This is a genomic window from Arabiibacter massiliensis (genome assembly GCF_902386925.1).
In the GTDB taxonomy this organism is placed as follows: Bacteria; Actinomycetota; Coriobacteriia; order Coriobacteriales; family Eggerthellaceae; genus Arabiibacter; species Arabiibacter massiliensis.
In genome coordinates this window covers 1,471,184-1,495,970 of sequence record NZ_LR698996.1, presented here as the reverse complement: position 1 = coordinate 1,495,970, position 24,787 = coordinate 1,471,184, and the positions used below count along the sequence as shown (strand labels likewise).

Annotated in this window: 23 protein-coding genes; 16 read left to right on the top strand and 7 right to left on the bottom strand. The window is 64.7% G+C overall.

Annotation, left to right across the window (positions count from 1 at the left end; genetic code table 11):
* Nucleotides 1–2: 2 nt before the first annotated feature.
* On the bottom strand, nucleotides 3–2,003 hold the full coding sequence (locus tag FX134_RS06530; protein WP_080799357.1) for an MDR family MFS transporter: 2,001 nt from the start codon (nucleotides 2,001–2,003) through the stop codon (nucleotides 3–5).
* A gap of 214 nt (nucleotides 2,004–2,217) precedes the next feature.
* On the opposite strand from FX134_RS06530, the gene FX134_RS06525 reads away from it, so the two are divergent.
* The 6 genes from FX134_RS06525 (at nucleotide 2,218) to FX134_RS06500 (ending at nucleotide 8,331) form a co-directional block, all read left to right on the top strand.
* Nucleotides 2,218–2,850, top strand: a complete 633-nt coding sequence (locus FX134_RS06525) for a TetR/AcrR family transcriptional regulator (protein ID WP_080799353.1) — start codon at nucleotides 2,218–2,220, stop codon at nucleotides 2,848–2,850.
* A gap of 313 nt (nucleotides 2,851–3,163) precedes the next feature.
* On the top strand, nucleotides 3,164–4,372 hold the full coding sequence (locus FX134_RS06520; RefSeq protein WP_080799350.1) for an IS110 family RNA-guided transposase: 1,209 nt from the start codon (nucleotides 3,164–3,166) through the stop codon (nucleotides 4,370–4,372).
* Between the two features lie 745 nt (nucleotides 4,373–5,117).
* Complete coding sequence (locus FX134_RS06515) at nucleotides 5,118–5,747, top strand: tryptophan transporter (protein ID WP_080799347.1); 630 nt, start codon at nucleotides 5,118–5,120, stop codon at nucleotides 5,745–5,747.
* 135 nt (nucleotides 5,748–5,882) lie between these two features.
* On the top strand, nucleotides 5,883–6,722 hold the full coding sequence (locus FX134_RS06510) for an energy-coupling factor ABC transporter ATP-binding protein (protein ID WP_080799345.1): 840 nt from the start codon (nucleotides 5,883–5,885) through the stop codon (nucleotides 6,720–6,722).
* A complete protein-coding gene (locus tag FX134_RS06505) occupies nucleotides 6,719–7,564 on the top strand; it encodes an energy-coupling factor ABC transporter ATP-binding protein (protein WP_080799342.1) in 846 nt (281 codons plus the stop codon). The genes FX134_RS06510 and FX134_RS06505 overlap by 4 nt, the downstream gene beginning before the upstream one ends.
* Nucleotides 7,561–8,331: an energy-coupling factor transporter transmembrane component T family protein gene (locus FX134_RS06500; protein WP_080799337.1), complete on the top strand. Its 771-nt coding sequence runs from the start codon at nucleotides 7,561–7,563 to the stop codon at nucleotides 8,329–8,331. The genes FX134_RS06505 and FX134_RS06500 overlap by 4 nt, the downstream gene beginning before the upstream one ends.
* Nucleotides 8,332–8,520: 189 nt before the next feature.
* On the opposite strand, the gene FX134_RS06495 is transcribed toward FX134_RS06500, so the two are convergent.
* A complete protein-coding gene (locus FX134_RS06495; RefSeq protein ID WP_080799333.1) occupies nucleotides 8,521–9,426 on the bottom strand; it encodes a LysR family transcriptional regulator in 906 nt (301 codons plus the stop codon).
* A 214-nt stretch (nucleotides 9,427–9,640) separates the two neighbouring features.
* On the opposite strand from FX134_RS06495, the gene FX134_RS06490 reads away from it, so the two are divergent.
* Together FX134_RS06490 and FX134_RS06485 are read left to right on the top strand one after the other, a co-directional pair.
* Entirely contained in the window at nucleotides 9,641–11,344 is a 1,704-nt protein-coding gene (locus tag FX134_RS06490) for an FAD-dependent oxidoreductase (protein ID WP_080799330.1), read from the top strand.
* 3 nt (nucleotides 11,345–11,347) lie between these two features.
* Nucleotides 11,348–11,932, top strand: coding sequence for a cytochrome c3 family protein (locus FX134_RS06485; protein WP_080799327.1), 585 nt, complete (start codon nucleotides 11,348–11,350; stop codon nucleotides 11,930–11,932).
* A 386-nt stretch (nucleotides 11,933–12,318) separates the two neighbouring features.
* On the opposite strand, the gene FX134_RS06480 is transcribed toward FX134_RS06485, so the two are convergent.
* Nucleotides 12,319–13,431, bottom strand: a complete 1,113-nt coding sequence (locus FX134_RS06480; RefSeq protein WP_172623405.1) for an ABC transporter permease — start codon at nucleotides 13,429–13,431, stop codon at nucleotides 12,319–12,321.
* 121 nt (nucleotides 13,432–13,552) lie between these two features.
* Between FX134_RS06480 and FX134_RS06475 the strand changes: the two genes are divergently transcribed.
* The 6 genes from FX134_RS06475 (at nucleotide 13,553) to FX134_RS06450 (ending at nucleotide 17,893) form a co-directional block, all read left to right on the top strand.
* Nucleotides 13,553–14,152 carry a TetR/AcrR family transcriptional regulator gene (locus FX134_RS06475; protein WP_080799321.1) on the top strand — a complete coding sequence of 200 codons (600 nt, stop codon included), beginning with the start codon at nucleotides 13,553–13,555 and terminating at the stop codon, nucleotides 14,150–14,152.
* Between the two features lie 131 nt (nucleotides 14,153–14,283).
* Nucleotides 14,284–15,468, top strand: coding sequence for an FprA family A-type flavoprotein (locus tag FX134_RS06470; protein ID WP_080799318.1), 1,185 nt, complete (start codon nucleotides 14,284–14,286; stop codon nucleotides 15,466–15,468).
* A 135-nt stretch (nucleotides 15,469–15,603) separates the two neighbouring features.
* Entirely contained in the window at nucleotides 15,604–16,440 is an 837-nt protein-coding gene (locus tag FX134_RS06465) for a deoxyribonuclease IV (RefSeq protein WP_080799314.1), read from the top strand.
* 68 nt (nucleotides 16,441–16,508) lie between these two features.
* The gene (locus FX134_RS06460) at nucleotides 16,509–16,991 is read left to right on the top strand and encodes an NYN domain-containing protein (protein WP_172623404.1); all 483 of its coding nucleotides are present in this window, start codon (nucleotides 16,509–16,511) and stop codon (nucleotides 16,989–16,991) included.
* Between the two features lie 256 nt (nucleotides 16,992–17,247).
* A complete protein-coding gene (locus tag FX134_RS06455; RefSeq protein WP_080799308.1) occupies nucleotides 17,248–17,586 on the top strand; it encodes a type II toxin-antitoxin system RelE/ParE family toxin in 339 nt (112 codons plus the stop codon).
* A 13-nt stretch (nucleotides 17,587–17,599) separates the two neighbouring features.
* A complete protein-coding gene (locus tag FX134_RS06450; protein WP_080799305.1) occupies nucleotides 17,600–17,893 on the top strand; it encodes a helix-turn-helix transcriptional regulator in 294 nt (97 codons plus the stop codon).
* A gap of 19 nt (nucleotides 17,894–17,912) precedes the next feature.
* On the opposite strand, the gene FX134_RS06445 is transcribed toward FX134_RS06450, so the two are convergent.
* On the bottom strand, nucleotides 17,913–18,590 hold the full coding sequence (locus FX134_RS06445) for a C39 family peptidase (protein ID WP_232050861.1): 678 nt from the start codon (nucleotides 18,588–18,590) through the stop codon (nucleotides 17,913–17,915).
* Between the two features lie 504 nt (nucleotides 18,591–19,094).
* Between FX134_RS06445 and FX134_RS06440 the strand changes: the two genes are divergently transcribed.
* Nucleotides 19,095–19,904 carry a MerR family transcriptional regulator gene (locus FX134_RS06440; RefSeq protein ID WP_080799296.1) on the top strand — a complete coding sequence of 270 codons (810 nt, stop codon included), beginning with the start codon at nucleotides 19,095–19,097 and terminating at the stop codon, nucleotides 19,902–19,904.
* Nucleotides 19,905–19,947: 43 nt separating this feature from the next.
* Here FX134_RS06440 and FX134_RS06435 read toward each other — a convergent pair whose 3' ends face one another.
* The 3 genes from FX134_RS06435 to FX134_RS06425 are packed head-to-tail and all read right to left on the bottom strand — an operon-like array spanning nucleotide 19,948 to nucleotide 23,082.
* Nucleotides 19,948–21,360 (bottom strand): aldehyde dehydrogenase, encoded by a 1,413-nt coding sequence (locus FX134_RS06435; RefSeq protein ID WP_080799294.1) that lies wholly within the window; start codon nucleotides 21,358–21,360, stop codon nucleotides 19,948–19,950.
* Nucleotides 21,353–22,555 (bottom strand): iron-containing alcohol dehydrogenase, encoded by a 1,203-nt coding sequence (locus FX134_RS06430; RefSeq protein ID WP_080799288.1) that lies wholly within the window; start codon nucleotides 22,553–22,555, stop codon nucleotides 21,353–21,355. Before FX134_RS06430 ends, FX134_RS06435 begins: the two co-directional genes overlap by 8 nt.
* The gene (locus tag FX134_RS06425) at nucleotides 22,552–23,082 is read right to left on the bottom strand and encodes a D-alanyl-D-alanine carboxypeptidase (protein WP_080799286.1); all 531 of its coding nucleotides are present in this window, start codon (nucleotides 23,080–23,082) and stop codon (nucleotides 22,552–22,554) included. Before FX134_RS06425 ends, FX134_RS06430 begins: the two co-directional genes overlap by 4 nt.
* Nucleotides 23,083–23,287: 205 nt before the next feature.
* Here FX134_RS06425 and FX134_RS06420 point away from each other — a divergent pair, with 205 nt between their 5' ends.
* Entirely contained in the window at nucleotides 23,288–24,673 is a 1,386-nt protein-coding gene (locus FX134_RS06420) for a helix-turn-helix domain-containing protein (RefSeq protein WP_080799284.1), read from the top strand.
* The last annotated feature ends 114 nt before the right edge of the window (nucleotides 24,674–24,787 follow it).

Here is a 24,787-nt window from a genome sequence, read left to right as displayed (position 1 = left end):
CCCTAGATCGACGAAGCTACGGCCTCGTCGTCGGGGAGGGCGGCAGCTTCCTCGGCGCGCTCGAGTTTCGTCGGCCCCTGGCCGTCGCCGCTGCCGGCCAGCGTTTCCTCGCCGCGCTCGGCCAGGTACTTCTCCATGGAGTAGTGCGTGATGTCGGAGCGGTTGATCACGCCCACGATCTGGCCCTCGTCGAGCACCGGCACCTTCTTCAGGTGGTTCTCGCCCAGCACGCGGCACACTTCGGGCAGGTCGGCGTGCACGTCCACGCCGATGATGCCCTTCGCGCCCAGGCTTCGCGCCGGCATGGACATGAGCTCGTCCAGCTTGCGGGCGAAGTCCTTGTTGTCCACGTCGGCGTCCACCGTCTGCATGATCATGACGATGGGGTCCATCATCATGGTCGAGCGCTTCGACAGGTAGCGCATGATGTCGCCGTCGCTCACGAAGCCCACGGCCTTGCCCTCGGCGTTCACCAGCGGCGCGGCCGAGATGTGCTTGTCCACCAGCAGTTTCATGGCCTCGGCCACGGTGGCGTTCTCGGGCAGGGTGAACACGTCGCGCTTCATGATGGACTCCAGCACCGTGCGGCGCGCATTGTCCGGGTCCTTCGCCGCGGTCTCGCCCGGGCGGTTCTTCACGAGCGCCACCACCATGACGAATCCGATGAGGCAGAGCACCCCTGCCAGCGCGAACGCCGCGTCGATGCCGAGGATGCTGGCCTGCGTGGGCGTCATGACACCCGAGTTCGCGTTGGTGACGATGGTGGACGCCGACACGATGATAGCGGTGCCCAGCGAGCCCGCCACCTGGCGGAATGTGTTGTTCACCGAGGTGCCGTGGTTCACCAGCTCGTTATCGAGCGCATTCATGCCCCAGGTGGTGATGGGCATGTTCACCAGCGACAGCGAGAACAGGCGCACCGTGTAGAGCACCGTGAGCGTGATGAGGCCCGTCTCGGTGCCGAGGAATGCGAAGCAGAACGTGGTGAGCGTGAGCACGCCCATGCCGATGAGCGCCAGCAGGCGCGGCCCGTGCTTGTCGAACAGGCGGCCGGCCACAGGGCCCATGGCGCCCATGACGATGGCGCCGGGCAGCAGCACCAGGCCGGAAACCGTGGCCGAGTATCCCATGAGCGATTGCAGGTAGATGGGCACCAGGATGCCGGCGGCCAGCAGCGCGCCCTGCACGAGCATGCCGATGATGGTGGAAATGAGGAACTTGCGGTTGGTCAGCACGCGCACCTGCAGCATGGGCTTTTCCATACGCAGCTGGCGGCGGAAGAAGAACACGAGCGCCACCACGCCCACCAGCGTGCCCGCGATGGCGTCGGCGCGCAGGCCGAAGGAGCCGATGGTGGACAGGCCGTACAAGAGGCCGCCGAAGCCCAGCGACGACAGGATGACGGAGGGCACGTCCAGCGTGACGTCCTTGTTCGTGTCGCCGCCGCGCTCCAGCACGAACGCGCCGATGAGCACCACCAGCACGGAGAGCGCCGTGATGATGTAGAACATGTCGTGCCAGGTGTAGCGGTCGATGATGACGCCCGCCACCGTGGGGCCGATGGCCGGCCCGAACGCGATGACGATGCCGAACAGCCCCATGGCCGTGCCGCGCTTCTCCACGGGGAACGTCCACATGAGCACGGTCATCACGAGCGGCATGAGGATGCCGGCGCCGGCGGCCTGCACGAGGCGACCCAAAAGCAGCACGGGGAAGCTGGGCCCCCAGCCGGCCAGCGCGCTGCCGGCGGTGAACACCACCATGGACACCAGGAACAGGCGCTTGGTGGTGAAGCGGTCGGTGAGGAACGCCGTGATGGGAATCATGATGGCGTTGACCAGGGTGAAGCCGGTGGTGAGCCACTGGGCCGTGGACGCGTCCACGCTCATCTCGGCCATGACCGAGGGCAGGGCGGGGGCCACCACCGTCTGGTTGAGAACGGTGACGAACGTGCCGAACACGAGCACCGCCAACATGATCACTTGCTTGCGCGACAAACCCATAAAGCTGCTTCCTTCCGCCGAGAGACATGCTGCCGCGAACAAAAACGCCTCCGGAGCAGGCGGCCCATGCCGGCAGCCTGTGTTCGGAGACGTCCGTCGTTCGCGATTGACGTGATTTACACCCAGTATAAGTATTCATTCGGTAGATGAAAAGAGCCCGAAACGCAGGATATGGTACGCTGCACTGAAAGCACATCATGGCGGACGGAAGGATATGCGCATCGTGGGGCAGGAGTCGACGGAAGGGCTGCGCTACCGCAAGAAGCTCAAGGCGCGGCTGGCGGTGGAGCGGACGGCGCTCGAGCTGGTCATCGAGCGGGGATACGACGGCGTGACCGTGGAGGACATCTGCGCGCGGGCCGAGATATCCAAGAAGACGTTCTTCAACTACTTCTCGTCGAAGGCCTCGGCCATCATGGGGCGCATGGACGCGTTCCCGGACGAGGTGCGCCTGGCGGAGATACTGGAGGAGCACGCCGACGCGTGCTACCTGGACGTGCTGGTGGGCGTCGTGGGCACGGGCGCGGCCTCGGGGGTGGACGAGGAGGTGGTGAACCTGCGGCGCGAGGCGCTGCGGTCGATGCCGCAGCTGTTCTTTCAGGGGCAGCGCGACCTGCTGAACGTGCAGGGCTCCATCGCCGCCGCACTGCGGGCCTACCTGGGCGAACATCCCGAGCGACGCCTGCTGGCGGGCCGTCCCGTGGAGGAGGAGGCGCTGGTGGCGTCGTCCACCGCCATCGGGCTGGCGCGCACGCGCTCCATGCTGCACGTCTGCGGCGACGAGGAGCCCTCGGCAGCCGACACGCGCCACCTGGTAGCGGCGTACCTCACCGCCGGCGGCGAGTAGGATGCGCGCCCGATGTCATCCTGAGCGGAGCGGCGCAGCCGCGGAGTCGAAGGATTCTACGGGGATTTTTCTCTATAATCCTGCCCCGGGAGGGCGAAGGGCCCTCCCGGCCGGCTCTCCCGGATCCGGACATGGCTCAGATCGAAGGTGCTTCTCTTGCTAGGGCTTCGGGATCATGCCACCGGATCCGCGGGCTTGCGCTTATCGCTGATAGGTTGTTGCTGCCGCACGCGCGGCGTTCGTAGAATCCTGCTGGAGCGGAGCCTAGGAGCCTTCAAGCCGGCTCGGTTCTCGCTTTCAGGAGGTGGTGCGCATGGATGCCCGGGATATGGACTACGAGGTCTTCTGCGGCATCGACGTGGGCAAGTCGGGGCACTTCGCGGTGAGCTTCAGGCGCGATTCCCTCGAGCCCGAGATGAGGAGGGCGATCGCTGCGGACGAGGCTGATATCAGGCGCGCGCTCGCCGACGCGTCGGGCGGCTCGCGCATGCTCGTGGTGGTCGACCAGCCCGGCGGCTTCGGGGAGCTTCCCGTGGCGGTGGCGCGCGACATGGGCTTCGACGCCGCCTTCATATCGCCCAAGGACTTCCACGACCTCGCCGTGCTCTACTCGGAGGGGAAGAGCGATGCGGCCGACGCGCTCGTGATAGCCGACGCGCCGCGCAGGCACCCGAGGCTCGTCCGCCTCGTCGCCGAGCGCGAGGAGGCCCTTTCGGAGCTTCGAGTCCTCACCCGCGCCCGCGCCGACGCGGTGCGCGAGCGCACCCGCGCCTACAACCGCCTCCACGACTGCCTGGAGAGGGGGTGCCCGCCGCTCGAGGAGCTCTTCGCGGGCGACGCCCTCCACACCTCGCTCGCTCGCGCCGTCATCGCGCGCTACGGGGGCCCCGCGGGCCTGCGCCGGGCGGGCGAGAAGCGGGCGGCGCAGTGGGCGTCGAAGCTCAAGGGCCAGGCGAACCGGGGCCCCGAGAAGATCCGCGAGGCGTTCGAGGCTATCGGGCGGATGGGGGTGGCGCTTCCCGCGGCGGGCGCCGTCGAGGCGCAGGCGGAGAGGCTCGCCCCGCGCCTCGACCAGCTCGAGGAGGAGGTCGCGGCCGCCGAGCGGGAGATAGCGCGCATCGCGGACTCGCTGCCCGAGATCGCCCTGCTCCAGAGCATGCCGGGGATCGGGCCCGTCTACGCGAGCGTCATCGTCGCCGAGATCGGCGGCATCGGGCGGTTCGCGGACGGGAACCGCCTGGCCTCCTACGCGGGCATCGCCCCCGTCAAGGACCAGTCGGGCAAGAGGGACTCCTCGAAGAAGTCCAAGAAGGGCAACCGCAGGCTCAAGGCCGCCTTCCTGGGCTCGGCGGACGCGGCGCTCGACTGCGACGGGGCGTCCAGGGCCTACTACGACAGGAAGCGCGCCGAGGGCAAGCTGCATAGGCAGGCGCTGCGCGCCCTGGCGCGCCGTCGCGCGGACGTCATCTACGCCATCCTGTCGAGCGGGCGCCCCTACAGGCAGCCCGCGCCCGCGGCCTAGAGAAAGCGGCGGGGTTTTCGCCGAACCCGCGCCGCGCATACCGGGCCGCCGCCCCCTCATTGTAGCAGGGGGCCGGGTCCTCGCGCCCTCGATCCGCTACCTGAAAACGCGATACGGGCAAAGTTTTTGAAAGAAAAAATCCCCATAGGTTGATCCCGTGCGGCGACAGCCGTGACGCTTACTGCTGTCGCCGCACGGGATCCTTCGACTCCGCTGCGCTCCGCTCAGGATGACAGGCGCACGCTTTGCACTTCCGCGCTCTATTTCCAGCAAATTACTTCTTGACAGCTTTCCCCACCTTTGTGCTATAGTTCGCGCTACAACTTAATAGCTGAAACCGATGAGGCGAAAGTCAAGCCATCATGAGCACTCACAGAGAGCGGGCGCAGCTGGGATTCCCGCAGTAAGCTGGATGGTAAATGGTTCGCCGAGGGAAAGGGGAAAGGAAGCCGCGCGGCGGCGACCGAGTATCTGGACCGTGAGCCTGCGTTAAGGGCAGAACATGTGTTGGCATGTTCGTGAGAGGGTTCCGCAGCGCGGAATCAACTGTGAAGGTGGCACCGCAGGTTGCAAGACCTGTCCTTCGATGAGAAGGACAGGTCTTTTTCATTGCGGGGGCGAATCGCCGAAGCCAGGCAGTTGAGTGCGTGAGGCGCATCCTCAAGCGGAGTTCGTGCCGGCAGACCAAGAGCCCCGGGAGGGGCACATGACCGGCGGGGATACCGCCAGAAGGAGAACGAGAACCATGGAACAGCAGATCAAGCGCGAGGTTGCGACGCAGGCGGCAGCGGCGGCGGCAGAGGCGGCCGCGCCCCGCAAGCGCGAGGTGGCGGCGGCGCCGAAGAAGGCGGGCCTCTCCACGCAGGACCTCATCCTCATCGCCGTGTTGCTGGCGGCGGGCGCCGTGCTCAAGCTCACGGTGGGGTCGCTTTTGTCGTCGATGGGCATGAAGCCGAACTTCATCATCGCCATGTACTGCCTGGCCATCATCCTCACGCGCCCGAAGCTGGGGCAGACCCTGATCATCGGCCTTTTGGCGGGCCTCATCTGCCAGATCCCGCTGCTGAACGCCACGCCTTTGCTGAACATCCCATCTGAGATTCTGGGCGCGCTCGCGTGCGGCCTGCTCATCAAGGTGCCCATGAGCATCGGTGGCAAGCTCGACCTGAACCCGCTCGTGAACACGTTCATCTCCACCGTGGTGTCCGGCGGCACGTTCGCGCTCCTGTCCATCTACATCAACGTGGTGTCCACCGGCGGCGACGTCATGGTGGCGCTCGCAACCTACGCCGCCATCGTCTTCGGCACGGCGACGTTCAACTGCATCCTCGTGCAGGTGCTGGCGATGCCCCTGAAGAAGGTCCTCAAGCGTTAGCGAACGCCTAGGTTGAACGTAGGGCAAGGGCTCTGCCCTTGCCGCAACCTACGGAGCGATCGCGGCCGACGGCAAGGGCAGAGCCCTTGCCCTACAGGACGAACGCCATCCGCCACGATTCCGAAAGATTTCATCATGATAGAGATACGCGATTTCACCTTCCAGTACCGCGAGAGCGACCGGCCGGTGGTGCAGGGCATCGACCTGGCCATACCCGACGGCGCGTTCGTGGGCATCACGGGCGCAGCGGGGTCGGGCAAGTCCACGCTCACCTACGCGCTCAACGGCATCGTGCCGCATTGCTACCCGGGCGACTTCTACGGCTCGGTGGTGGTGGAGGGCCTGGACACATGCGAGACGGAGCTCACCGACCTCTCGCGGGTGGTGGGCAGCGTCTGCCAGGACGTGGACAGCCAGTTCGTCACCTCGGTGGTGGAGGACGAGGTGCTCTACGGCCTTGAGAACTTCGGCGTGCCGCGCGACCAGATGGAGGCGCGCGTGGCCCAGGCGCTCGCCGACATGGGCATCGCCGATCTGCGCGACCGCGTGATCTCGTCGCTCTCCGGCGGGCAGAAGCAGAAGGTGGCCATTGCGTCCATCCTGGCCCTGCAGCCGCGCGTGCTCGTGCTGGACGAGCCCACGGCCGAGCTCGATCCGGCCAGCTCGCGCGCCGTGTTCGACCTCTTGGCCACCTACGCGCGCGAGCACGGTACCACGGTCGTGGTGGTGGAGCAGAAGATAGCGCTCTTGTCCCAGTACGCCACCATGCTGGTCATCGTGGACGAGGGGTGCATCCGCTTCGCCGACGGGCCCGCGCGCGTGATGGAGCACACCGACGAGCTCAAGGGCATCGGCGTGAACTGCCCGCGCGCCACCACGCTCATGAACCGCCTGCGCGACCAGGGACTCTACGACGGGCCGGCCGTGCGCAACGTGGGCGAGGCCTGCCGCGTGCTGGAAGGGGTGCTCGCATGATCGAATTCGAGCACGTGAGTGCCTCCTACGAGGCGACGCTGCCCATCCTGCAGGACGTGAGCTTCACGGTGGAAGACGGCGAGTTCGTGGCGTTCGTGGGCACGAACGGCGCGGGCAAGTCCACCACGATGCGCCTGGTGAACGGCCTGTTGAAGCCGAGCGCGGGGCGCGTGCTCATCGACGGCGTGCCCACAACCGAGCTGCGCACGAGCGAGCTCGCGCGGCGCGTAGGGTTCCTGTTCCAGAATCCCGACAGCCAGATCTGCTGCAACACCGTGCGCGAGGAGCTGCTGTTCGGCTTCCGCGCTTTGGGGCAGGACGGCCCCGAGGCCGAGGCGCGGGTGGACGCCCTCATGGGCGAATTCGGCTTCAATGCCGACGACGACCCGTTCCTTTTGAACCGCGGCGCGCGGCAGCTGCTCGCGCTCGCGTCCATCGTGGTGCTCGCGCCACCGGTGGTGGTGCTCGACGAGCCCACGACGGGCCTCGACTTCCGCGAGTGCGAGAAGGTGATGGACATCATCCGGCGGCTGCACGAGGGCGGCACGACGGTGATCATGGTGTGCCACGACATGGAGGTGGTGGCCGACCACGCCGCGCGCTGCATCGTGATGAGCGAGGGCCGGGTGGTGGACGACGGCCCCACGTTCGACGTGCTGCGCAACCACGACACGATGGCGCGGGCTTCGCTCGAGCCGCCGCAGATCGTGGGCATCTCGCTCGCGCTCGCGCAGGCGATGCCGCAGATGGTGGGCACGGCTGTGGCGCGGGCGAACGACCTGGACGAGATGACGGCGGCCGTGGCCGAGGCGGCCGCGTGCGGGAAGGGAGGCTCCCGATGAGCCAGTTCTTGGAGTACGTTCCCGGCACGAGCCCGCTGCATCGCATGAACCCGGTGGCGAAGCTGGCCGGCGCCGTGCTGTTCGCGCTCGCGTGCTTCTGCACGAGCAACCTGGCGTTCCTGGCCGTGCTGCTGGCCGGCGCGCTCGCGCTTGCGGCCTCGTGCGGCATGATACGCCCGACCGTCGGCCTGATGAAGGCGGTGCTCGCGTTCTCGCTCATCCTAGCGGTGGTGCAGGTGCTCACCACGCCCGTGGGTACGCCGCTCGTCGTGCTGCCGTGGGGCTTCATCGGCACCGGCAGCCTACTGGCGGCGCTCACCACGGTGGTGCGTCTCACGGCGGCGGCCATCCCGCTCTTCCTCGTGTTCTACGTGACGAAGATGAACGACATCACGAACGCCGTGGTGAAGGTGCTGCACGTGCCGTACAAGTACGCGTTCACGTTTACGTCCACCATCCATTTCATCCCCGTGTTCATGAACGACATGCAGGGCATCATGGAGGCGCAGACCGCGCGCGGCGTGGAGTTCGACCAGGGCGGCATCGTGAAGAAGGCGCGCCTGATGGTGCCGCTGTGCGTGCCGCTGCTGGTGAGCAGCGTGCGCAAGACCAACAGCGCCGCCATCGCCGCTGAGGTACGCGGCTTCAACCTGCGCACTTCGGCGAGCGGCTTCAAGGAGTACCCGTTCGCGGCCCTCGACGTGGCCGCGATCGCGGCCACGCTCGCGCTGGTCGCCTGCGCCGTGGTGTTGGGGATCGTGCTGTAGCGGTTGCGGGAAGCGGGGGCGTCGGACGAGGAAATGGGGTTACAGAAAAGAAGTGGCGGAAAGAACCCCTGCCTTCCTGCCAGGCCCGGGTTTTTCGATCGGCTCTCATACGTCAATGATGCAACGTCGGATCGGTACCAAAAAACGAACTACGTAGTGATCGAAGTGCTTTTTTCGCGTTCGATTCCCCTAAAAAGAAGCTGCTTCGCGCTCGATGATGTCGACGAGCTTTTGCAGTTCGGGTCTCGAGTCGTCGATGCGAACGTACGCGTTCACCGTTTCGGGGCGGCCCGTGTCTATTTCTTTAATGAGGTAACCGTCCATTTCGACGCTATCTTGGGGGATGATGCATATGGCATCCTCTTTGCAGAGGGATATTCTGAATTCGTCGACGTTGTCCCCCGATTTCAAGACGACTCGCGGAGTGAAATCCAGGTATTTGAAGAACTCTCCGAGTGCGACGCGTGCCGACTCAAGACCAGGGCTTGCCGGTAGGCCGAATGTCGCTCCACGCAGATCCTCCAGTCCAATTGTCTGCATGCGGGCCAGCTCTGAATCGGCCCGCACTCTGACCTTGTGTGTCGGATACTGCTTCAACTCGACTTTTTTGACGCGTATCGTGGGATAGCTTTCGCTCAGGTATTCCTCGACGCACGCATTGCAAGCGAAGCAGTCGATTTCTCCCGCCTCGAACGCGGCGAATACGCTTTTGCTTGATACGTCCTTCATGGAAACGTCAACAGAGTCGCTTTCGCGGGAGAGTTGAGACGAAATGCGCAAGAAAAATGAGAGAGTATCGCGGGTGAAAGGTCGCGCTAAAGTAATCTCCCTGGTAGAGGACGCGTCGCGCAACGCTTCGATGGCTTTGTCGTGCAGCTCGATCAATTCGCATGCGTATTCGACGAGCATTTTGCCTTGGAGGCTCAGCCTCGCCTCTCCTCTGTCCCGAACGAAGAGGGGAGATCCTATTTCCTGCTCCAGTTTTGCAATGTGGGAGCTAAGAGCCGATTGGCTCATATGCAGCCTCTTTGCCGCAGCACGATACCTAAGGGACGATGAAAGCTCGAGAAATTCTCGGAGAACCTCGATTTGCATGGTGCCTCCCCTCGCACATTGCGTACCAGTATACACGTTTTCCCCATGCCCCCGTCCGCATCTTGGGATCCCCTAATCGTAAAACGCGAACACGCTCTCGCAAGATGTGTTGTACGACGTAAGAGAACGGATCAAAACCGACCGAAGAGCGCATTAGACTGGCCGATGACGGGCTTCGTTTGAATGAGGCTGAACGGCAAGGAAAGGGAGAATCATGAGCAAAAGGCAAAATCCGGTCATGCGGGACGGAATATCGCGGCGCAGCTTCCTCGGAGGAGCTGCCCTCGCAGTCTTGGGAGCGTCGTCGCTCACCCTCGGGGGATGCGGATCGCAAGGATCGGGGTCGGCGTCGCATCTTCCCGAATCTTGGGACGAAGAATGCGACATCCTGGTCGTTGGGTACGGCGGGGCCGGAGCCGCAGCGGCCATCACGGCAACCCAAGAAGATCTTGGCAAGGTTTTGGTGCTTGAAGCGGGGCCCGAGGGAACGGAGGGCGGCAATACCCGTGTTTCCGGGAATCTCATGTTCATACCCGACAACGCCTCCGATGCCGTCACGTATCAGAAAGCTCTCAACGGGCCGTATGAAGTAGAAGACGAACTCCTGCAGGCGTGGGCGGACGAGCTCGTGAAGAATGTCGAGTGGCTTAAGGATCTCGGAGCGACGATGAAGAGCATGCCCCTTTTCGCACCTGAGTTTCCCGAGGTCGAGGGGTCGAAAGGCGCTAAAACGTACTGTGTGGACGGAAAGTTCAACATGCCCTCGCTTTGGGAGGCCCTCAAGGAGCAGGAGGAGGCCCTTGGCTTCGCGGTGCGGTATGGGCACCGTGCAACAAGACTCATCCACGACCCCGAGACCCGCGAAGTGTTCGGCGTTTCGGTGCAAACCGAAGAAGGAGCCGAGAAAAAGATTAAGGCCAGCAAGGGCGTGGTTCTTGCGTGCGGAGGTTTTGAGAACAATCTCGAAATGATGAAAACGTATTACGAGCTTGGCTGCTCAGAAGTTCGCCCTGTCGGTACGCCTTACAACAGGGGCGACGGTTTCAGCATGATCGAGCCGCTCGGAGCGAAGCTCTGGCACATGAACAACACGGCTGGAAATGGCTATTACGTCCGTTCCGGTGGAGCTGAGGTAGAGAATGTCGGGCCTTTCGCCTTCTCGGGGAAGGACTACATCTATGTCGGCCCCGATGGAAAACGTTTCATGTATGAAGAGAAGACAGGACTTGCGCGCCATGGCAAGATATACGAGCGCGGTACCTGGATCACCATGCCCACGCCGACGCCTGCCTATGCGATATTCGGTCAGAAGAGCTTCGACGCGGCCCCTGTGGTCACGACCAACGTCCAGGCCTCGTTCATGTGTGCCAACAAGCTGTATTTGGCAGAGGACAACCAGAGCTTCGTGGACAAAGGGGTCATCTCGAAGGCCGACACCATCGAGGATCTAGCAGAGGCCATCGGGTACGACCCGCAGGTGCTCAAAGACACCCTCGAAGCGTACAACGCATCGGCCGCTTCGGGTACGGACGGGGAGTTCGGCAGAGGGGAAGCCGTGTACGACAGCTTTTCGATGGCGAATAACGTTGCGGGCGGCGACGGCGGCGACGGCGATGGGGTTTTTGTCGCTATCGAGCCTTTTACGCTTGAGGCCATCGAGGGCCCCTTCTATGCAATCGAGCTTGTCCCTCGCGTCCTCAATACGCAAGGTGGGCCCAAGCGCACAGCGAAAGGCGAAGTGACCGACACCGAAGGACGCCCCATCCCCCGCTTGTGCGCAGCGGGAGAGTTCGGTTGCGTCTACTCGTACATGTACAATGGCGGAGGAAATGTTTCCGAAGCGCTTTCGTCGGGTCGTACAGCCGTTCGCACCATTGGCTCTCTTGAGCCATGGGATTCCACCGAGTCTGGGAAATAGGCCATGAAGAAGATCATAACCCTTTCGGCCTGTATGTTGATAGCTGCGGCGCTTGCCGTGACGGCGGGCTGCCAGCCAAAAGAGCAGGAGGGCGTGGTGAAACAGGCTGATGCTGGAAACGGTTCCTCCGGGATCGAGGTCGCCTGGAGCGCGGACATGGATTGCTTGATGTGTCATCAGGCTCAGCACGATTCGTTGACGGCTGCCCACGTTGGTCAGACGTGCTTGGACTGTCATGTGGATACCTCGGGCCTCGGCGCGATCCATGAAGGCAAAACGGCCGAAGACAAAGCACCGACGCGCCTGAAGAAAACCGATATCGCCGATGCCGCATGCGAGGCTTGCCACGATTCCTATGCCGTGCTCGCCGAGAAAACCGTCGACAGCACTATTCTCACCGATTCCCAAGGAACCGTCGTCAACCCGCATGAGGCGAGGGATCTGGGTCCGGAAGAGCACCTCGATCTTACGTGTGCCGAGTGTCACGCAGAGCACGGCGACCAAACCGTCGAAGAGATGGCACGTGAGGTGTGTCTAAACTGCCACCACGACGATGTCTACGAATGCGGTACCTGTCACACGATTTAGTTTGACCAACGCGTGGGCATTCGGTTCGCGACGCGGCGGCGCGAGTGCCCATCAACGGGGATTTTGTGCCGGCGTACCCTCCCGCTTTCTCTGGCAATGGCGCATGCGGCCATTGCCAGAGCCGCTTCTCTCGTACCCTTGCTCAGGCTGAGCAAACTCTTGCGCATCGAGACGGCCCCAGTAGGATGACGCAGGGCGAGGATAATGTCATCCTGCAATCAGGGTTAGCGGTTTGCAGATGATGACAATTTCCCGTCCTGCGTCATCTCGCAGGTTGAACGTAGGGGCGTGGCTCTGCCGCGCCCGCGACTAAGGTTGTCTGCAGGGTGGGGCACAGCGGAGCTACGCCCCCACGGAAAGCCTCCCCCACCTTCGGCAGGACGCTTCTACTGGATCGCAGGCTGCTCGTCCGTTGCGGGCTTCTTGCACCCTGGCAGCAAAGGCGCGAGAGCCAAAACGGCCAGGCCGACGATGCCGTAGACGGCGAGCGGGCCGGCGGAGGTGTTCCAAACGCTGCCGCCCAGGTAGAACAGGCTGCGTGCGCCCTCGGCGATGAAGCGCTGGGGAACCCAGGGGTAGAGCCACTCCTGCCAGAACGCCGGCAGGAACTCGTAGGGCAGGTTGCCGGTTGCCAGGCCGCAGGCGAACACGGCTACGATGACGAACGCTCCCAGCCCCACGGCCACGTCGAGGCATCCCACGAAGAGCGCCATCAGGCAGAAGCTGGCCAACCACAGAAACAGGCCCGTTTCCACCACGGGGATGGCGAGCCCCGCGATGCCGCCGACGATGCCCGCCACGCCGAACCCGACGCAGCAGGAGAGCACCGCTATCGCCGCCAGCTGAACGCCCGCCATGCGCAGGCGCTGCGCGCGGGTCGCGCCTTTCTTCGCGCGGGTGACGGCGAACAGCGACACCGAGCAGACGAGCGTGATGATGAAGGCCGGCAGCACGGTGAACTGCACCGCCATGTTGAGAGAGCCGCCGCCCAAGTCGCCCGCGTTATGGCGCTCCACCTGCGCTTCCAGGCCGGCGTCGGCTATCTGGGATTTGATCGTGGACTCCACGGAAGCGGCCGCCATCGGGTTCTTGCCCGCGTCGACGATGACCGAGAGCGGCGCGGGCGCGGGGGTCTCGGCCTGCTGTGCCGCCGCCATCTTGGCTTGCAGCTGGGCGGCGGTGTACCCCTCGGGCACGACGACGGCCGCGTACAGCTCGTGCGCTTCAAGCGCCGCATCCAGCTCGGCCTGGCTCTCGTAGCGCGTCCACAAGACGGCGCCCTCGCCAGCGGCGCCCGTCATCTTCTCGACTATCTGATCGCCCACGTTTACGGCTCCCTGGGGCGTTTCGGCGCCCTCGTCGAGCGAGAGCACCCCGAGCGGCAGGTTCTTCGGCTCGGCCGTTACCATGGGATACACGGTCATCGCCATCACGAATCCTGCCACGACCAGCGCGACGAACGGCAGCAGCAGCCGCTTCGCCCCCAGCTTCTCCATCATGTGAAACCACCTCCTGCGTCTTGGAAATACAACACTCTGTCCAATTCGCAAGTTTATTAGACGCCCCGTTGTATTAAAATGAGCAAGAAGGCGGGTTTGTCGCATTACGAAAGGGGTCGCGATGGCGCGTCCGAAGTACGAGGCGGGGCAGCGCACGGCGCGCGAGCGACTGGAGGACGCGTTCTGGGAGCTGCTCGAGCGCCATCCGGTGAGCGAGATCACCGTCGGCATGCTGTGCGCGCGTGCCGGATGCAACCGCGGTACGTTCTACTACCATTTCGACGGCATCGAGGATATGGCCGAGCAGGTGGCGGCCGAAAATCTACCGAAGCAATGCCCGGCGCTCGTGCGCGGCTATCTGCGCGGCGCGGCGCCCTCGGTGGCCTTCGACGAGGGGGAGAGGCGTGACATCGAGCGTTTGTGCCTGCTAGTGGGGAGCCACAGCACGCCGGAGGTCGTACGCGCCGCCAAGGCCGCGCTCGTCGCGGCGCGCCTCGACGATTTGGGGCTTTCGTGGGACGAGCTCGACATGCCCGCGAAAACCGTCGTCACGTTCATGGCCGACGGCATCCTCGGCGCGCTCGCGTGGCATGCCGAGGACGCCGCGACGTCGGAAAGCGCGGACCTCAACCAGGTGTTCGCAACCGTCTTCGACACCTTCACGAAGCCCGCCCTCGACCGGCTGCGCGCGAGCCTGCCCAACGACGCGCGCGATGCATGAACCTGCCGACGGCCGGCCGCCTCCGCTTGCCGGCGCGAAAATGCTTCTTATTCGATAGGATTTACGTGCCGGCCGGCCCCGCTTCCCGCTTGCCCTATACTGGGCGCAAAACGAGAGCGAGAGGAGCGCGCATGCTGCATGCGGTCGAGGTGAAGCCGGACGTGTACTGGGTCGGCGGCGTTGATTGGAACGAGCGGAACTTCCACGGCTACACGACGGACCGGGGGTCGACGTACAACGCCTACCTTATCATGGACGAGCAGCCCACGCTCATCGACACGTGCAAGCCGGCGTTCGCGGGCGAGCTCATCGAGCGCGTGCGCGAGGTGGTGGATCCCGCGCGCATCGAGCACATCGTCGCGAACCATGTGGAGCAGGACCACTCCGGCGCCCTTCCCGCCCTCTGCGAGCTCGCGCCGAACGCGCGCGTCTACGCGAGCGCGCCCTACGGGGTGAGCGGCCTGGCCGCCCATTACGGCGATCGCGGCTACGTGCCCGTGAAGACCGGCGACACGCTCAGCATCGGCAGGCGCACGCTCACGTTCACGCAGACCATGATGGTTCACTGGCCCGACAACATGGCCGCGTACTCCGACGTCGACCGCATCCTGTTCTCCAACGACGCGTTCGGCCAGCACTACGCCTCGTCCAAGCACTTCGACGACGAGGTGGGCCTGCCCGAGGTGCTCGCCCAGGCCAAGAAGTACTACGCGAACATCGTCATGCCGTACTCGCGGCACGTGCAGCGCGCGCTGGGGGCGCTCGAGGGCCTCGACATCAACATGATCGCGCCGAGCCACGGCGTGATCTGGCGCAGCCACGTGCCCGAGATCCTCGAGACGTACGCGCGTTGGAGCTCGCTTGCGCCCGACGACTACGCGGTGGTCGTCTACGATTCCATGTGGCATGCCACCGAGGCCATGGCGCACGAGATCCTCGAGGCGTTCATCGAGTGCGGCGTGCCCGCGCGCCTGTTCGACCTCAAGGCCAACCACATCTCCGACATCATGACCGAGGTGCTGTCGGCGAAGTACGTGGCCGTGGGCTCGCCCACGCTCAACAACGGCATGATGCCCACGGTGGCGGCGTTCCTCTGCTACCTCAAGGGCCTCTCGCCGAAGACGGGGTGGGAGGGCCGTGCGGGCATCCCGTTCGGCTCATACGGCTGGGGGACGAACGGCCCCGACGAGGTGGCCGAGGTGCTGGAGAAATGTGGCTTCGACCTGCCGCTCGGCACGCTCTCGCATCAATGGGTCCACGACGCCGCCAGCTTGGAGGAGCTTCAGGAGGCCATCGTCGCGACGCTGGGGAAGTAGGCGGCTCGCCTCCGCCCGTTTCCGCTCGATGAGCCTTTCGTGCGGACGCGGCAACGGCGGGCGTTTCGCATGCTGCCGGTCGGGCGGGTCTGCTACGATGGCTTCCGATAAATTGTGACTTGGAAGGATGCATATATGTTCACCATCGGATGCCACCTGTCGAGCGCCAAAGGCTACCTCCACATGGCGAAGGCGGCCGTGTCCATCGATGCCAACACGTTCCAGTTCTTCACGCGCAACCCGCGCGGCGGGCGCGCAAAGGCCATCGACCCTGCGGACGTGGCGGCCTTCGCCGCGTACGCGCCCGAGCACGGCATCGAGCGCATCCTGGCGCACGCGCCCTACACGCTGAACCCCGCTTCCGACAAGCAGCAGACGCGCGACTTCGCGCTCATGGTGCTGGCCGAGGACCTGGGGCGCATGGAGGAGACGCCGCACCAGCTGTACAACATGCATCCGGGCAGCGCCACCGGCCAGACGCACGAAGAGGCCATCGCGAAGATCGCCGATGCGCTCAACCAGTCGCTTCTGCCGCATCAGACCACCACGTTGCTCTTGGAGACGATGGCGGGGAAGGGCAGCGAGGTCGGCGGCACGTTCGAGGAGCTGGCGGCCATCATCGCGCAGGTGGAGCTGGCCGACCACGTGGGCGTGTGCCTGGACACGTGCCATGTGTGGGACGCCGGCTACGACATCGTGGGCGACCTGGACGGCGTGTTGGACGAGTTCGACCGCGTGATCGGCCTTGAGCGTCTGCGCGCCATCCACCTCAACGACTCCCTCAACGCGCGCGGCGCGCGCAAGGACCGCCACGCGCGCATCGGCGAGGGCCAGATCGGCTTCGAGGCGCTCGCCGCCGTCACGAACAACCCGCGGCTGCGCGACCTGCCGTTCTACCTGGAGACGCCCAACCCCGAGCTCTCCGGCTACGCCGAGGAGATCGCCGCCTTGCGCGCCGCGCACGAGGGGTAGGGGGCGACGCTTCCTTTGCTATCATGGGGAAGAAGCGTTCGTGCGGGCGGCGGCGAAAGGGCGAGGCGATGCGGTATCTCATAGACGGCTACAACGTGACGAGGCGCGACCCCGCCACGCGCGACTTGCCGTTGGAGGAGCAGCGCTCGGCGCTCGAGCGCCGTTTGAAGCTGCACGCGCGGGGCGCGCTGGGCAAGGCGTCGTACCTGGTGGTGTGGGACGCGGCGCGGGGCGCGGGCCTCGAGCGTCCCTTCGATGCGCCGGTGGAGTACACGCGCCAACCCACCGCCGACGACGCCATCGTGGAGAAGGTGCGCGCAGCCTCGGAGCGCGTCGGGGTGGTCACCTCCGACCGCGAGCTGGCCGACCGGTGCCGTGCGGCCGCGTCCTGCGGCGTGGAGGTGCTGCCCGCCGAGCGCCTGTTCGCCGCCGCCATGGGCAAGCCCTCGGCCAAGCGTCGGCCGGGGCGCATCGTCGACGAGGGCATCCCCGCCAACGCGCACGCCATCAACCGCGAGCTCAAAGAGCTCTGGGGCATCGACGACGATTGACGGCCGGGACTGCGGAATCCGTGAAATCATGCTTGACATACGAACATAAGTTCGCTAAACTGTGCTTGTAGCGGCTGGACATCCATCCTAACCGCAGGCTCGCCTGCGGGACAGCCGCCTTCCCTTACCGGTAGGCAGCTGCGAGAAAGGATGGCGCCATGGCTGCTTTTCTTCTTTCATCCATACGTTTCATTCAATCCAGGGCTTGTATCTTACTACATATATATAGTAAGATACTGATCCGGAGGTCCATACCATGAAAGTGGAATGGTATGAGCTTCCAAGTGGCGAGGTTCCGGCCCGGTCGTACTTAGATTCTCTCGACAAGAAGTTAAGAAGCAAAACCTTGCGCACAATCTCGTTTCTTGAGGCCAAAGGGCATCTGATCGGCGAGCCGGAATCGAAGCATCTGGAAGACGGCATATTCGAGCTTCGGACGACGATGGGCGACAACACAGGAAGGGTCCTGTACTTCTTCTGCGTCGGCGGAAAGGCGGTTCTCACTCACGGCTTCAAAAAGAAGACGCAGAGGACGCCTCGTCGGGAGATAGAGAGGGCCAAGCGCTATCGTGCCGACTATTTGGCTCGAAGATGAAAGGAGGGCTTGCATGGATGACGCACCCGAAGAGAAGGACGACTTCACCCGCTATCTGGAAGAGCAGCTCAAAGACCCCGAGTTCCGGAAGTATTGGGAGGAAGACGAGGCGGAGTTCCAGCTGCGGCTCGCCATCATCGACGCGCGCAACGAGACGGGCATGACGCAGGAGCAGCTCGCGAAGGCGTCGGGGCTCAACCAGCGCGTGATCAGCCGCATCCAGACGGGCAACGCGAATCCCACGTTGCGCACCGTCAGCAAACTCGCGCGCGGCTTCGGCAAGAAGGTGGAGATTCGGTTCGTGTGAGCAGGCGGCGCTCGCTCGGTCACCCGATCGCGACGGCCTGGGCGCCTATCTGGTAGTAGCGCGTGACGAACGCCTCGAGGTCGTAGGATACCTGGCCTGCGAGCGAGTCGCTGACCAGCACGATACCGGCTTCCAGGTCGTAGCCGTGCACGACCACGCAGTGGCTGTTCACGTACAGGCGGTACGTGCGGTCGCCGTCGCTCGCGATCCGGTAGGCCTCCCCGGGCTCCTCGAGCCCGATGGTGCACCACGCCACGACGGGATTGCCTGCAGCGACTTCGCCGAGCAGGGCTTTGAAGGACGATCCCGTGAGGTCTTCGACCTCGAGGTTCGATCCATGGGCTGCCAGGTACGCCTCGGCCGTGCGCACGATGGCCGGTGCCATGCAGCTGTGCCCGTCGACGGAGTGCGGGTCGCCGAGGAACGCCGTGACGAAGTCGCTGTCGCTTTGGGGCAGCCAGGCTTCGGCGATCTCGGTTTTGCCCAGGTCGAAGCCGAGCGCGAGGAGCGCGTTCGTGAGTGCGACCGACTCGCAGCCGGTCGGCAGCTCGGGATATTGTGAGAGGGAGGGCACGTCGAACGAGACGGCGCGCGGCAATCCGCTCTCTTCGCGGAGGGCTGCCGCTTCGGCGGCGGCGCGCTCCGGCGCCTCGACGTCGGCTGCGGCCGAATGCGACCCGGCTAGCGGTACGGCCACGGCCGTCGCCAGCAGTACGGCGGCCGAAAGGAAGCAGAGCGCCGTCGGAACCCAGCGTCTGCGGGAGGCTCCGAAGAGGCGCGGTCGACGCCGGGCGAACAAACGACGTCCGAACAAGCGGCGGCGAAACGTGGGGACCACGACTTCCCCCGTGCGACGTGCTGTCTGCCTGCCCATGGCGCTCCCTCCGTCGAGACTTCGATTCATAGGGTAGGGAATCCGGTTGAAAACAACCTGAAAGAACGCGGTGCCGCGTGTCGATCGCCGCCGCAACCACAAGGTTTCAAGGCCGTTTCCCTGAACACGTGCCCGGCCGCCGTTTCGTTTCGCCCGCCGCAAAACCTTCGCATTTCCAATCGCGCCGCCGCGCGGTATCGCAGGGTGCGCTACCCTTGTTCTGCCAAGCGGAGGCACCCGCCGATGTTCGGTGAAAGTTCAGAAAAAGTCCTTGACCCTCCTCTTGCAGGAGGCTGTTGAATGGGTCTGGTAAGGAGGTGGACGGCTATGTACTACATCGGCGAGTTCTCGAAGATGGGCCAGACCACGGTGAAGACGCTGCACTACTATGATCGCATCGGCCTCTTGCGTCCGGAAGCGGTGGACCATGCGACGGGGTATCGGCTCTACACCACGCGCCAACTGGTGGCCCTGCATCGCATCCAGGCGCTGCGCCAGGCGGGGCTTTCCGTCGACGAGGTGTCGACCATCGTCGGCGGCGCGGACGCGCGCCCCGTACTTGAGCGGCGCCAGACCGAACTCGTGCGCGAACGGGCGGAACGCGAGAGCATGCTGAACCGCATAGCGTTCATCTTGGCAAACGAGAGCAAGGAGCTTTCCATGGACTATCAGGCCACCATCAAGGATATCCCCGGCTGCATCGTGTACACAAAGCGCCTCACGGTGCCGGACTACTCGGCGTACTTCCAGGTGATCCCGGCTATCGGCCGCGCCGTGGCCGAGGCCAACCCCGGCCTTGAATGCGCGAAGCCCGAGTACTGCTTCATCAGCTACTTGGACGGCGAGTACAAGGAGCACGACATCAGCATCGAGTACAACGAGGCCGTGACCTCGCTCGGCAACGAGGTGGACGGCATCTTCTTCCGCGAGCTGCCGGGCGTGCGGGTGGCGTCGGTGATGCATCAGGGCGCCTACGCCGATCTGCCGAAAGCCTACGCGTTCATCATGGAATGGATCGAGCAGAACGGCTACCGCGTGACGGAAAGTCCGCGCGAAAGCTACATCGACGGCATCTGGAACTGCGAAGACGAGTCCCAGTGGCTCACCGAGATCCAAGTGCCGGTGGAGAAGCGGTAGCAAGTGTCCCAAATGGGGACAGTCCCCATTTGGGACACTCTTCCTACTTCATGAGCATCTTCAGCAGCTTCATCTTCGTGTCGTCGAACGGGGGGTTGCGGATGGGCAGCTCGAGCCACGTGCCCTTCTTGAGCGTGGACTTGTAGTGCGTGAAGCAGTCGAAGCCCACTTTGCCGTGGTAGGCGCCCATGCCGGAGTTACCCACGCCGCCGAAGCCCATGTGGTTGTTGGCCAGGTGGATCACCACGTCGTTCACCGTGGCACCGCCGAACGGCAGCTCGCGGATGACGCGCTGCTGCACGGCCGCGTCGTCGGAGAAGATGTAGGTGGCCAGCGGCTTCTCGAACGTGCGCACGATGGCGAACGCTTCGTCGAGCGTGCGATACGTGATGACGGGCAGCACAGGGCCGAAAATCTCCTCGTTCATGACGGGGTCGTCCAGCGTCACGCCCCGCAGGCACGTGGGCTCGATGCGCAGCGTCTCCGCATCGCCGTGCCCGCCAAAGGCCACGGTGGCGTCCGGGTTGCGGTTCTCGATGAGGCCCATCACGCGGGCGAAGTGCTTCTCCGATATCATATGCGGCCACTGCTCGCATGCCAGGATGTCCTCGCCGTAATACTGGTGGAAGCACGCGTCCAGCTGCGCCACGAAGTCGTCCGCCACGCGCTCGTGCACCAAAAAGTAGTCGGGCGCCACGCACGTCTGCCCGCAGTTGATGCCCTTTCCCCAGGCCACGCGCTGGGCGGCGCGCTTCACGTTGGCGGTCTCGTCCACGATGCAGGGGCTCTTGCCGCCCAGCTCCAGCGTGACCGGCGTGAGGAATTTCGCCGCTGCCTCCATGATGGTGTGGCCCACGTTGGGGCTGCCGGTGAAGAAGATCTGGTCCCAGCGCACCTCAAGCAGCCAGTCGTTCATCGCGCCCGAACCGGGGAAGCCGCACACGAACTCGGGCGGGAACACGTTCGCCAGGATGTCGATGAGCAGCGCACTCGTGGCCCTCGACGTGCGCGAGGGCTTGAGCGCCACGCAGTTGCCGGCCGCGATGGCGTCCACCATCGGCACGAGCGCAAGCTGCACGGGGTAGTTCCACGGCGAGAGCACCAGCACCACGCCCATCGGGCTCGGGTACACCTTCGATGAGCTGTGGAAATGCACGAGCGGCGTGGGCACCCGGCGCGGGCGCGCCCACTTGGAGAGGTGCTTCACGCACGTGTTGATCTCGTCGTAAACCAGGCCGAGCTCGGTGGCGTATCCTTCGAACTCGGATTTCCCCAGGTCGGCGTGGAGAGCTTCCAAGATGCGCGGCTCGTTGGCCTTGAGGTAGGCCTTCAGCTCCACGAGCGCCTGGCGGCGGTACTCCACGTCCAGCGTGGCGCCCGCGAGGAAGAAGTCGCGCATCCGCTGCGTCTGCGCCTCGACGTCAGCGACGGATTCGAAGACGGGCTGCTCACTCATAGACGGCCTCCAGAATCTCCATGGCGTCCTCCAGCGTGATCTCGGTGGCGTTATACAGCGCGGCGCCATCGTAGCGGGCCTGCTTGGCTACGACGGGCAGCTGGTCGCGCGAAACGCCCAGCTCGGACAGCGTGAGCGGCACGCCGTAGCGTTCGTGGTAGAACTCGTTCATGGCGAAGAGCTCGTCGCAGAACACGAGGTCGCGGTCGGCCGGGGTGGCGAGGCTCGCGAACCCTTCGCGCGTGTGCAGCGCGCCCGCAGGCGCCAGGCACGGCAGCAGTTCGCCGTAGAGTCCGGCGTGGATGCCGCGAGCCAGGTTGAAGCGCACGCAGTGGGGGAGGAGCATCATCATGGCCTGGCCGTGCGGGATGTGGCAGAGGCCGCCGAGCGAATGCCCGAGCGCGTGCACGATGCCCACCATGGCGTTGGAGAACGCCGCGCCCGCCATGAGCGACCCCAGGGCCAGGCTCGTGCGCGCGTCCACGTTGCCGCCGTCGCGGCAGGCCACAGGCAGGTTGGCCGCGATGAGTTCGATGGCCTTCACGGCGAACGCGTCCGACACGGGGTTCTTCTGGATGGACGTGTAGGCCTCCACGGCGTGCGTGAGCGCGTCCATGCCGGTGGTGGCCGTGAGCTTGGGCGGCAGCGACGCCGTGAGCGCGGGGTCGAGGATGGCCGCGTGCGGCACCAGCTTGTAGGAGGTGAACGAGAGCTTCGCGTGCTTCTGCGTGTCGGCCACTACCGCCACCAGGGTCACCTCGCTGCCGGTGCCGGCCGTGGTGGGCACGGCGATGAACGGCGGCAGGTCGGCATGGAGTATCTCCGAGCCCTGCAGCGTGGCGAAGTCCACCCCCTCGCAGGCGAGCGACGCGGCCGCGCCCTTCGTGGTGTCGATGACCGAGCCGCCGCCGATGGCCACGAACCCGTCGCAGCCGCGCTCGGCGTACAAGCGCGCCACCTCGTTCACCACGTCCATCGAAGAGTCGGGCGGCACCTGGTCGAACACGTCGTAGGCGATGCCCGCCGCATCCAGCACGTTCGTGAGCTTGGCGGCCACGCCCAGCTTCACCAGGCCCGCATCCGTCATGACCAGCGGGTGCGCCACGTGCCGGCCGGCCAGCTCGCCGGGCAGCTTGTCCAGCGCGTGCGCCCCGCACACGATCTTGGTGGGGCAGGCGAATTCGAATCCGTTCATGCAAGCTCCTTCGGGACGGCCCCTGCGGGCGAGCGGTACGCGGCGCGCCAGCCGAAGAACATCTTCAGCAGCGCGGTGAACATATAGGTGAGGGCGACGCCCGTGTCGTTGGGCCCGCGCGTGGAGAACGCGCGCTCGGCGAGGGCTCCCTTGAGCGTCGTGCCGCCCGTGAAGCACGCGAACGCGTAGGGCAGCGACCGGAACGCGATGACGTAGTCCACGGTGACGGCGTTCGCATCGGCGCCGGCCAGGCCGCTGCCCGGCTCCACATCGCGGGCGATGCGCGCGGGCGGGATGCGCTCGAACGTGCCTTTGGTAGTGCGGCGGCACGTGCCGGCGAGATCGGTGCCGCCCACCGACAGCATGAATGTGTAGCCCGGCTCTAGGTAGCCGATCTCGGCGCGGATCTTCGCCGAGGCGTGTCGGAACACATTCAGCAAAAGCGGCAGCAGCCGCAGCAGCACGCGCACGTACAGCGTTTGGACACGCGCGCCAAGGCTGCGGCGCGGAGGCGTTCGGTCGGTCATAGGCGCTCCCCTCGGGCATTCATCGTCGACGATGTCCGTATGATACTCCTGCCGGGCGCGCGAAGGGGATCCCCGCGAAGCGAACGGCACGAGAATCGCGCGATCGCCGCAACACGGTTCCGACGTTCTTCTTGAGAGCTCCCGCATCAAATGTTAGAATTACTTTTGATTTTAATACCTATTAATTTCGAAAGAAATTCTAAACATGAAGTACGAGTTGACGGAAAAGAAAGCGGCGCACGCTCTCGGAGTGTCGCTGAGTCGCGTTTCGCAGCTGGTCGGCGACAAGCAGTTGGACGCAATCACGATCAACGGCAAGGTGCGCATCTCGCAAGAATCCGTCACCCGCTATCTTGAGGAATCGAAAAGGCCAGGTCGACCGCCCCGCACCTCATATGCGACGGCATCGCGGCATACGCTTATGAACGCCGATTACGAAGTGGCGTCGACGGTGTACGACACTGCCCTTGACGATCCGCTTTCGGTCGAGGAGGTCATCGACCCGTCCCGCGCCCCTCTCGGAGTGCTCACTACGGGCGGAAGGCCCAAGAAGCGCGAGCTGAACGACTGGTGGCGCCATCGCTCCATTCCGGGGTCGCGGCCGGGCCTCGATGCGAAGCTCCTGAGTCTGGGTATCGATTCGCCGAGCAACTTGGCGGTTCGCAGCATGGGCCTGTCCCTTTCGGACTGCTACTGGCTGCGCCCCTCAGATTCACCCGACCTTGCCTGGGCCGACGTGAATTTTTTCGACAACCCCTTCGTCGAGTCATCCCCCGATGGTTGGGACGGCTGGCTTTCCGGCGTGGGGCTCAGCTCTCCGGACAACACGTCGGAAGGCGAGCTTCCCAAGAAATGGGTCGCAGACGAATCAGGTCGGCGCCTTCTGCTCAAGGGATGCCGTGCCGACGACCAGCGCCCTTACAACGAGGCGGTGGCGACCGCTCTTTACCGGCGTTTGCTGCTGCCGGAGGATTTCGTGGCCTACGACGTTGTGGAGACCATCGACGGACCTGCCTCTCGCTGTGCCAATTTCCTCAAGCCGCGTGAAGAGTACGTGCCTGCCATTTATGTGAAGGACTTGGGTGGGCGTATTCGCGCTGCCAATAACTACGACCGGTTTTGCCGTACCGTCGCGGCTTTGGGCGCGAACGAGGCCGCTGTGCGATCGTCCCTCTCGAAGATGATCCTATGCGACGTCATCCTGGCCAATTCCGATAGGCACTGGCGCAACTTTGGGTTCGTTCGCGATATCGACGCACTTGAATTACGAGTCGCCCCGCTGTTCGATTCGGGGAACAGCCTTTGGTTCGACAAAAACGATCGCGAAATCAACGCAAGGGATTGGGCCTTCATGGCGCGCCCTTTCGCCCAGGACGCCGCATCGGCGCTCGCGTGCGTGGACGATCTCAGCTGGTTCAATCCGTCCGCGCTCGACGGATTCGCCGACGAAGCGTGCGACATCCTCTCGGCAAGCCGGCATGCCGCCCAGCCGGGACGCCTCGACTTCATACGGGAGGGCCTCGAACGCACCATCGCCCAGGTACGGGACGCCGCGAAAGTGCTCGTCCCCAGGATCGAGCGCGGAAGGTAGGGGAGCGGCCCGCTCCTTGCGTCGGCCGGTGTACGCGGGGCTTTCGGCGCGTACACCGATTGGTGTAATTCCGTGACGCGAAGATGACAATTGCGCGCAGGGACCGCAGATCAA

Coding starts and splice junctions, on each gene's coding strand:
- FX134_RS06530 (WP_080799357.1), bottom strand. CDS start 2,003: ATGGGTTTGTCGCGCAAGCAAGTGATCATGTTGGCGGTGCTCGTGTTC.
- FX134_RS06525 (WP_080799353.1), top strand. CDS start 2,218: ATGCGCATCGTGGGGCAGGAGTCGACGGAAGGGCTGCGCTACCGCAAG.
- FX134_RS06520 (WP_080799350.1), top strand. CDS start 3,164: ATGGATGCCCGGGATATGGACTACGAGGTCTTCTGCGGCATCGACGTG.
- FX134_RS06515 (WP_080799347.1), top strand. CDS start 5,118: ATGGAACAGCAGATCAAGCGCGAGGTTGCGACGCAGGCGGCAGCGGCG.
- FX134_RS06510 (WP_080799345.1), top strand. CDS start 5,883: ATGATAGAGATACGCGATTTCACCTTCCAGTACCGCGAGAGCGACCGG.
- FX134_RS06505 (WP_080799342.1), top strand. CDS start 6,719: ATGATCGAATTCGAGCACGTGAGTGCCTCCTACGAGGCGACGCTGCCC.
- FX134_RS06500 (WP_080799337.1), top strand. CDS start 7,561: ATGAGCCAGTTCTTGGAGTACGTTCCCGGCACGAGCCCGCTGCATCGC.
- FX134_RS06495 (WP_080799333.1), bottom strand. CDS start 9,426: ATGCAAATCGAGGTTCTCCGAGAATTTCTCGAGCTTTCATCGTCCCTT.
- FX134_RS06490 (WP_080799330.1), top strand. CDS start 9,641: ATGAGCAAAAGGCAAAATCCGGTCATGCGGGACGGAATATCGCGGCGC.
- FX134_RS06485 (WP_080799327.1), top strand. CDS start 11,348: ATGAAGAAGATCATAACCCTTTCGGCCTGTATGTTGATAGCTGCGGCG.
- FX134_RS06480 (WP_172623405.1), bottom strand. CDS start 13,431: ATGATGGAGAAGCTGGGGGCGAAGCGGCTGCTGCTGCCGTTCGTCGCG.
- FX134_RS06475 (WP_080799321.1), top strand. CDS start 13,553: ATGGCGCGTCCGAAGTACGAGGCGGGGCAGCGCACGGCGCGCGAGCGA.
- FX134_RS06470 (WP_080799318.1), top strand. CDS start 14,284: ATGCTGCATGCGGTCGAGGTGAAGCCGGACGTGTACTGGGTCGGCGGC.
- FX134_RS06465 (WP_080799314.1), top strand. CDS start 15,604: ATGTTCACCATCGGATGCCACCTGTCGAGCGCCAAAGGCTACCTCCAC.
- FX134_RS06460 (WP_172623404.1), top strand. CDS start 16,509: ATGCGGTATCTCATAGACGGCTACAACGTGACGAGGCGCGACCCCGCC.
- FX134_RS06455 (WP_080799308.1), top strand. CDS start 17,248: ATGAAAGTGGAATGGTATGAGCTTCCAAGTGGCGAGGTTCCGGCCCGG.
- FX134_RS06450 (WP_080799305.1), top strand. CDS start 17,600: ATGGATGACGCACCCGAAGAGAAGGACGACTTCACCCGCTATCTGGAA.
- FX134_RS06440 (WP_080799296.1), top strand. CDS start 19,095: ATGTACTACATCGGCGAGTTCTCGAAGATGGGCCAGACCACGGTGAAG.
- FX134_RS06435 (WP_080799294.1), bottom strand. CDS start 21,360: ATGAGTGAGCAGCCCGTCTTCGAATCCGTCGCTGACGTCGAGGCGCAG.
- FX134_RS06430 (WP_080799288.1), bottom strand. CDS start 22,555: ATGAACGGATTCGAATTCGCCTGCCCCACCAAGATCGTGTGCGGGGCG.
- FX134_RS06425 (WP_080799286.1), bottom strand. CDS start 23,082: ATGACCGACCGAACGCCTCCGCGCCGCAGCCTTGGCGCGCGTGTCCAA.
- FX134_RS06420 (WP_080799284.1), top strand. CDS start 23,288: ATGAAGTACGAGTTGACGGAAAAGAAAGCGGCGCACGCTCTCGGAGTG.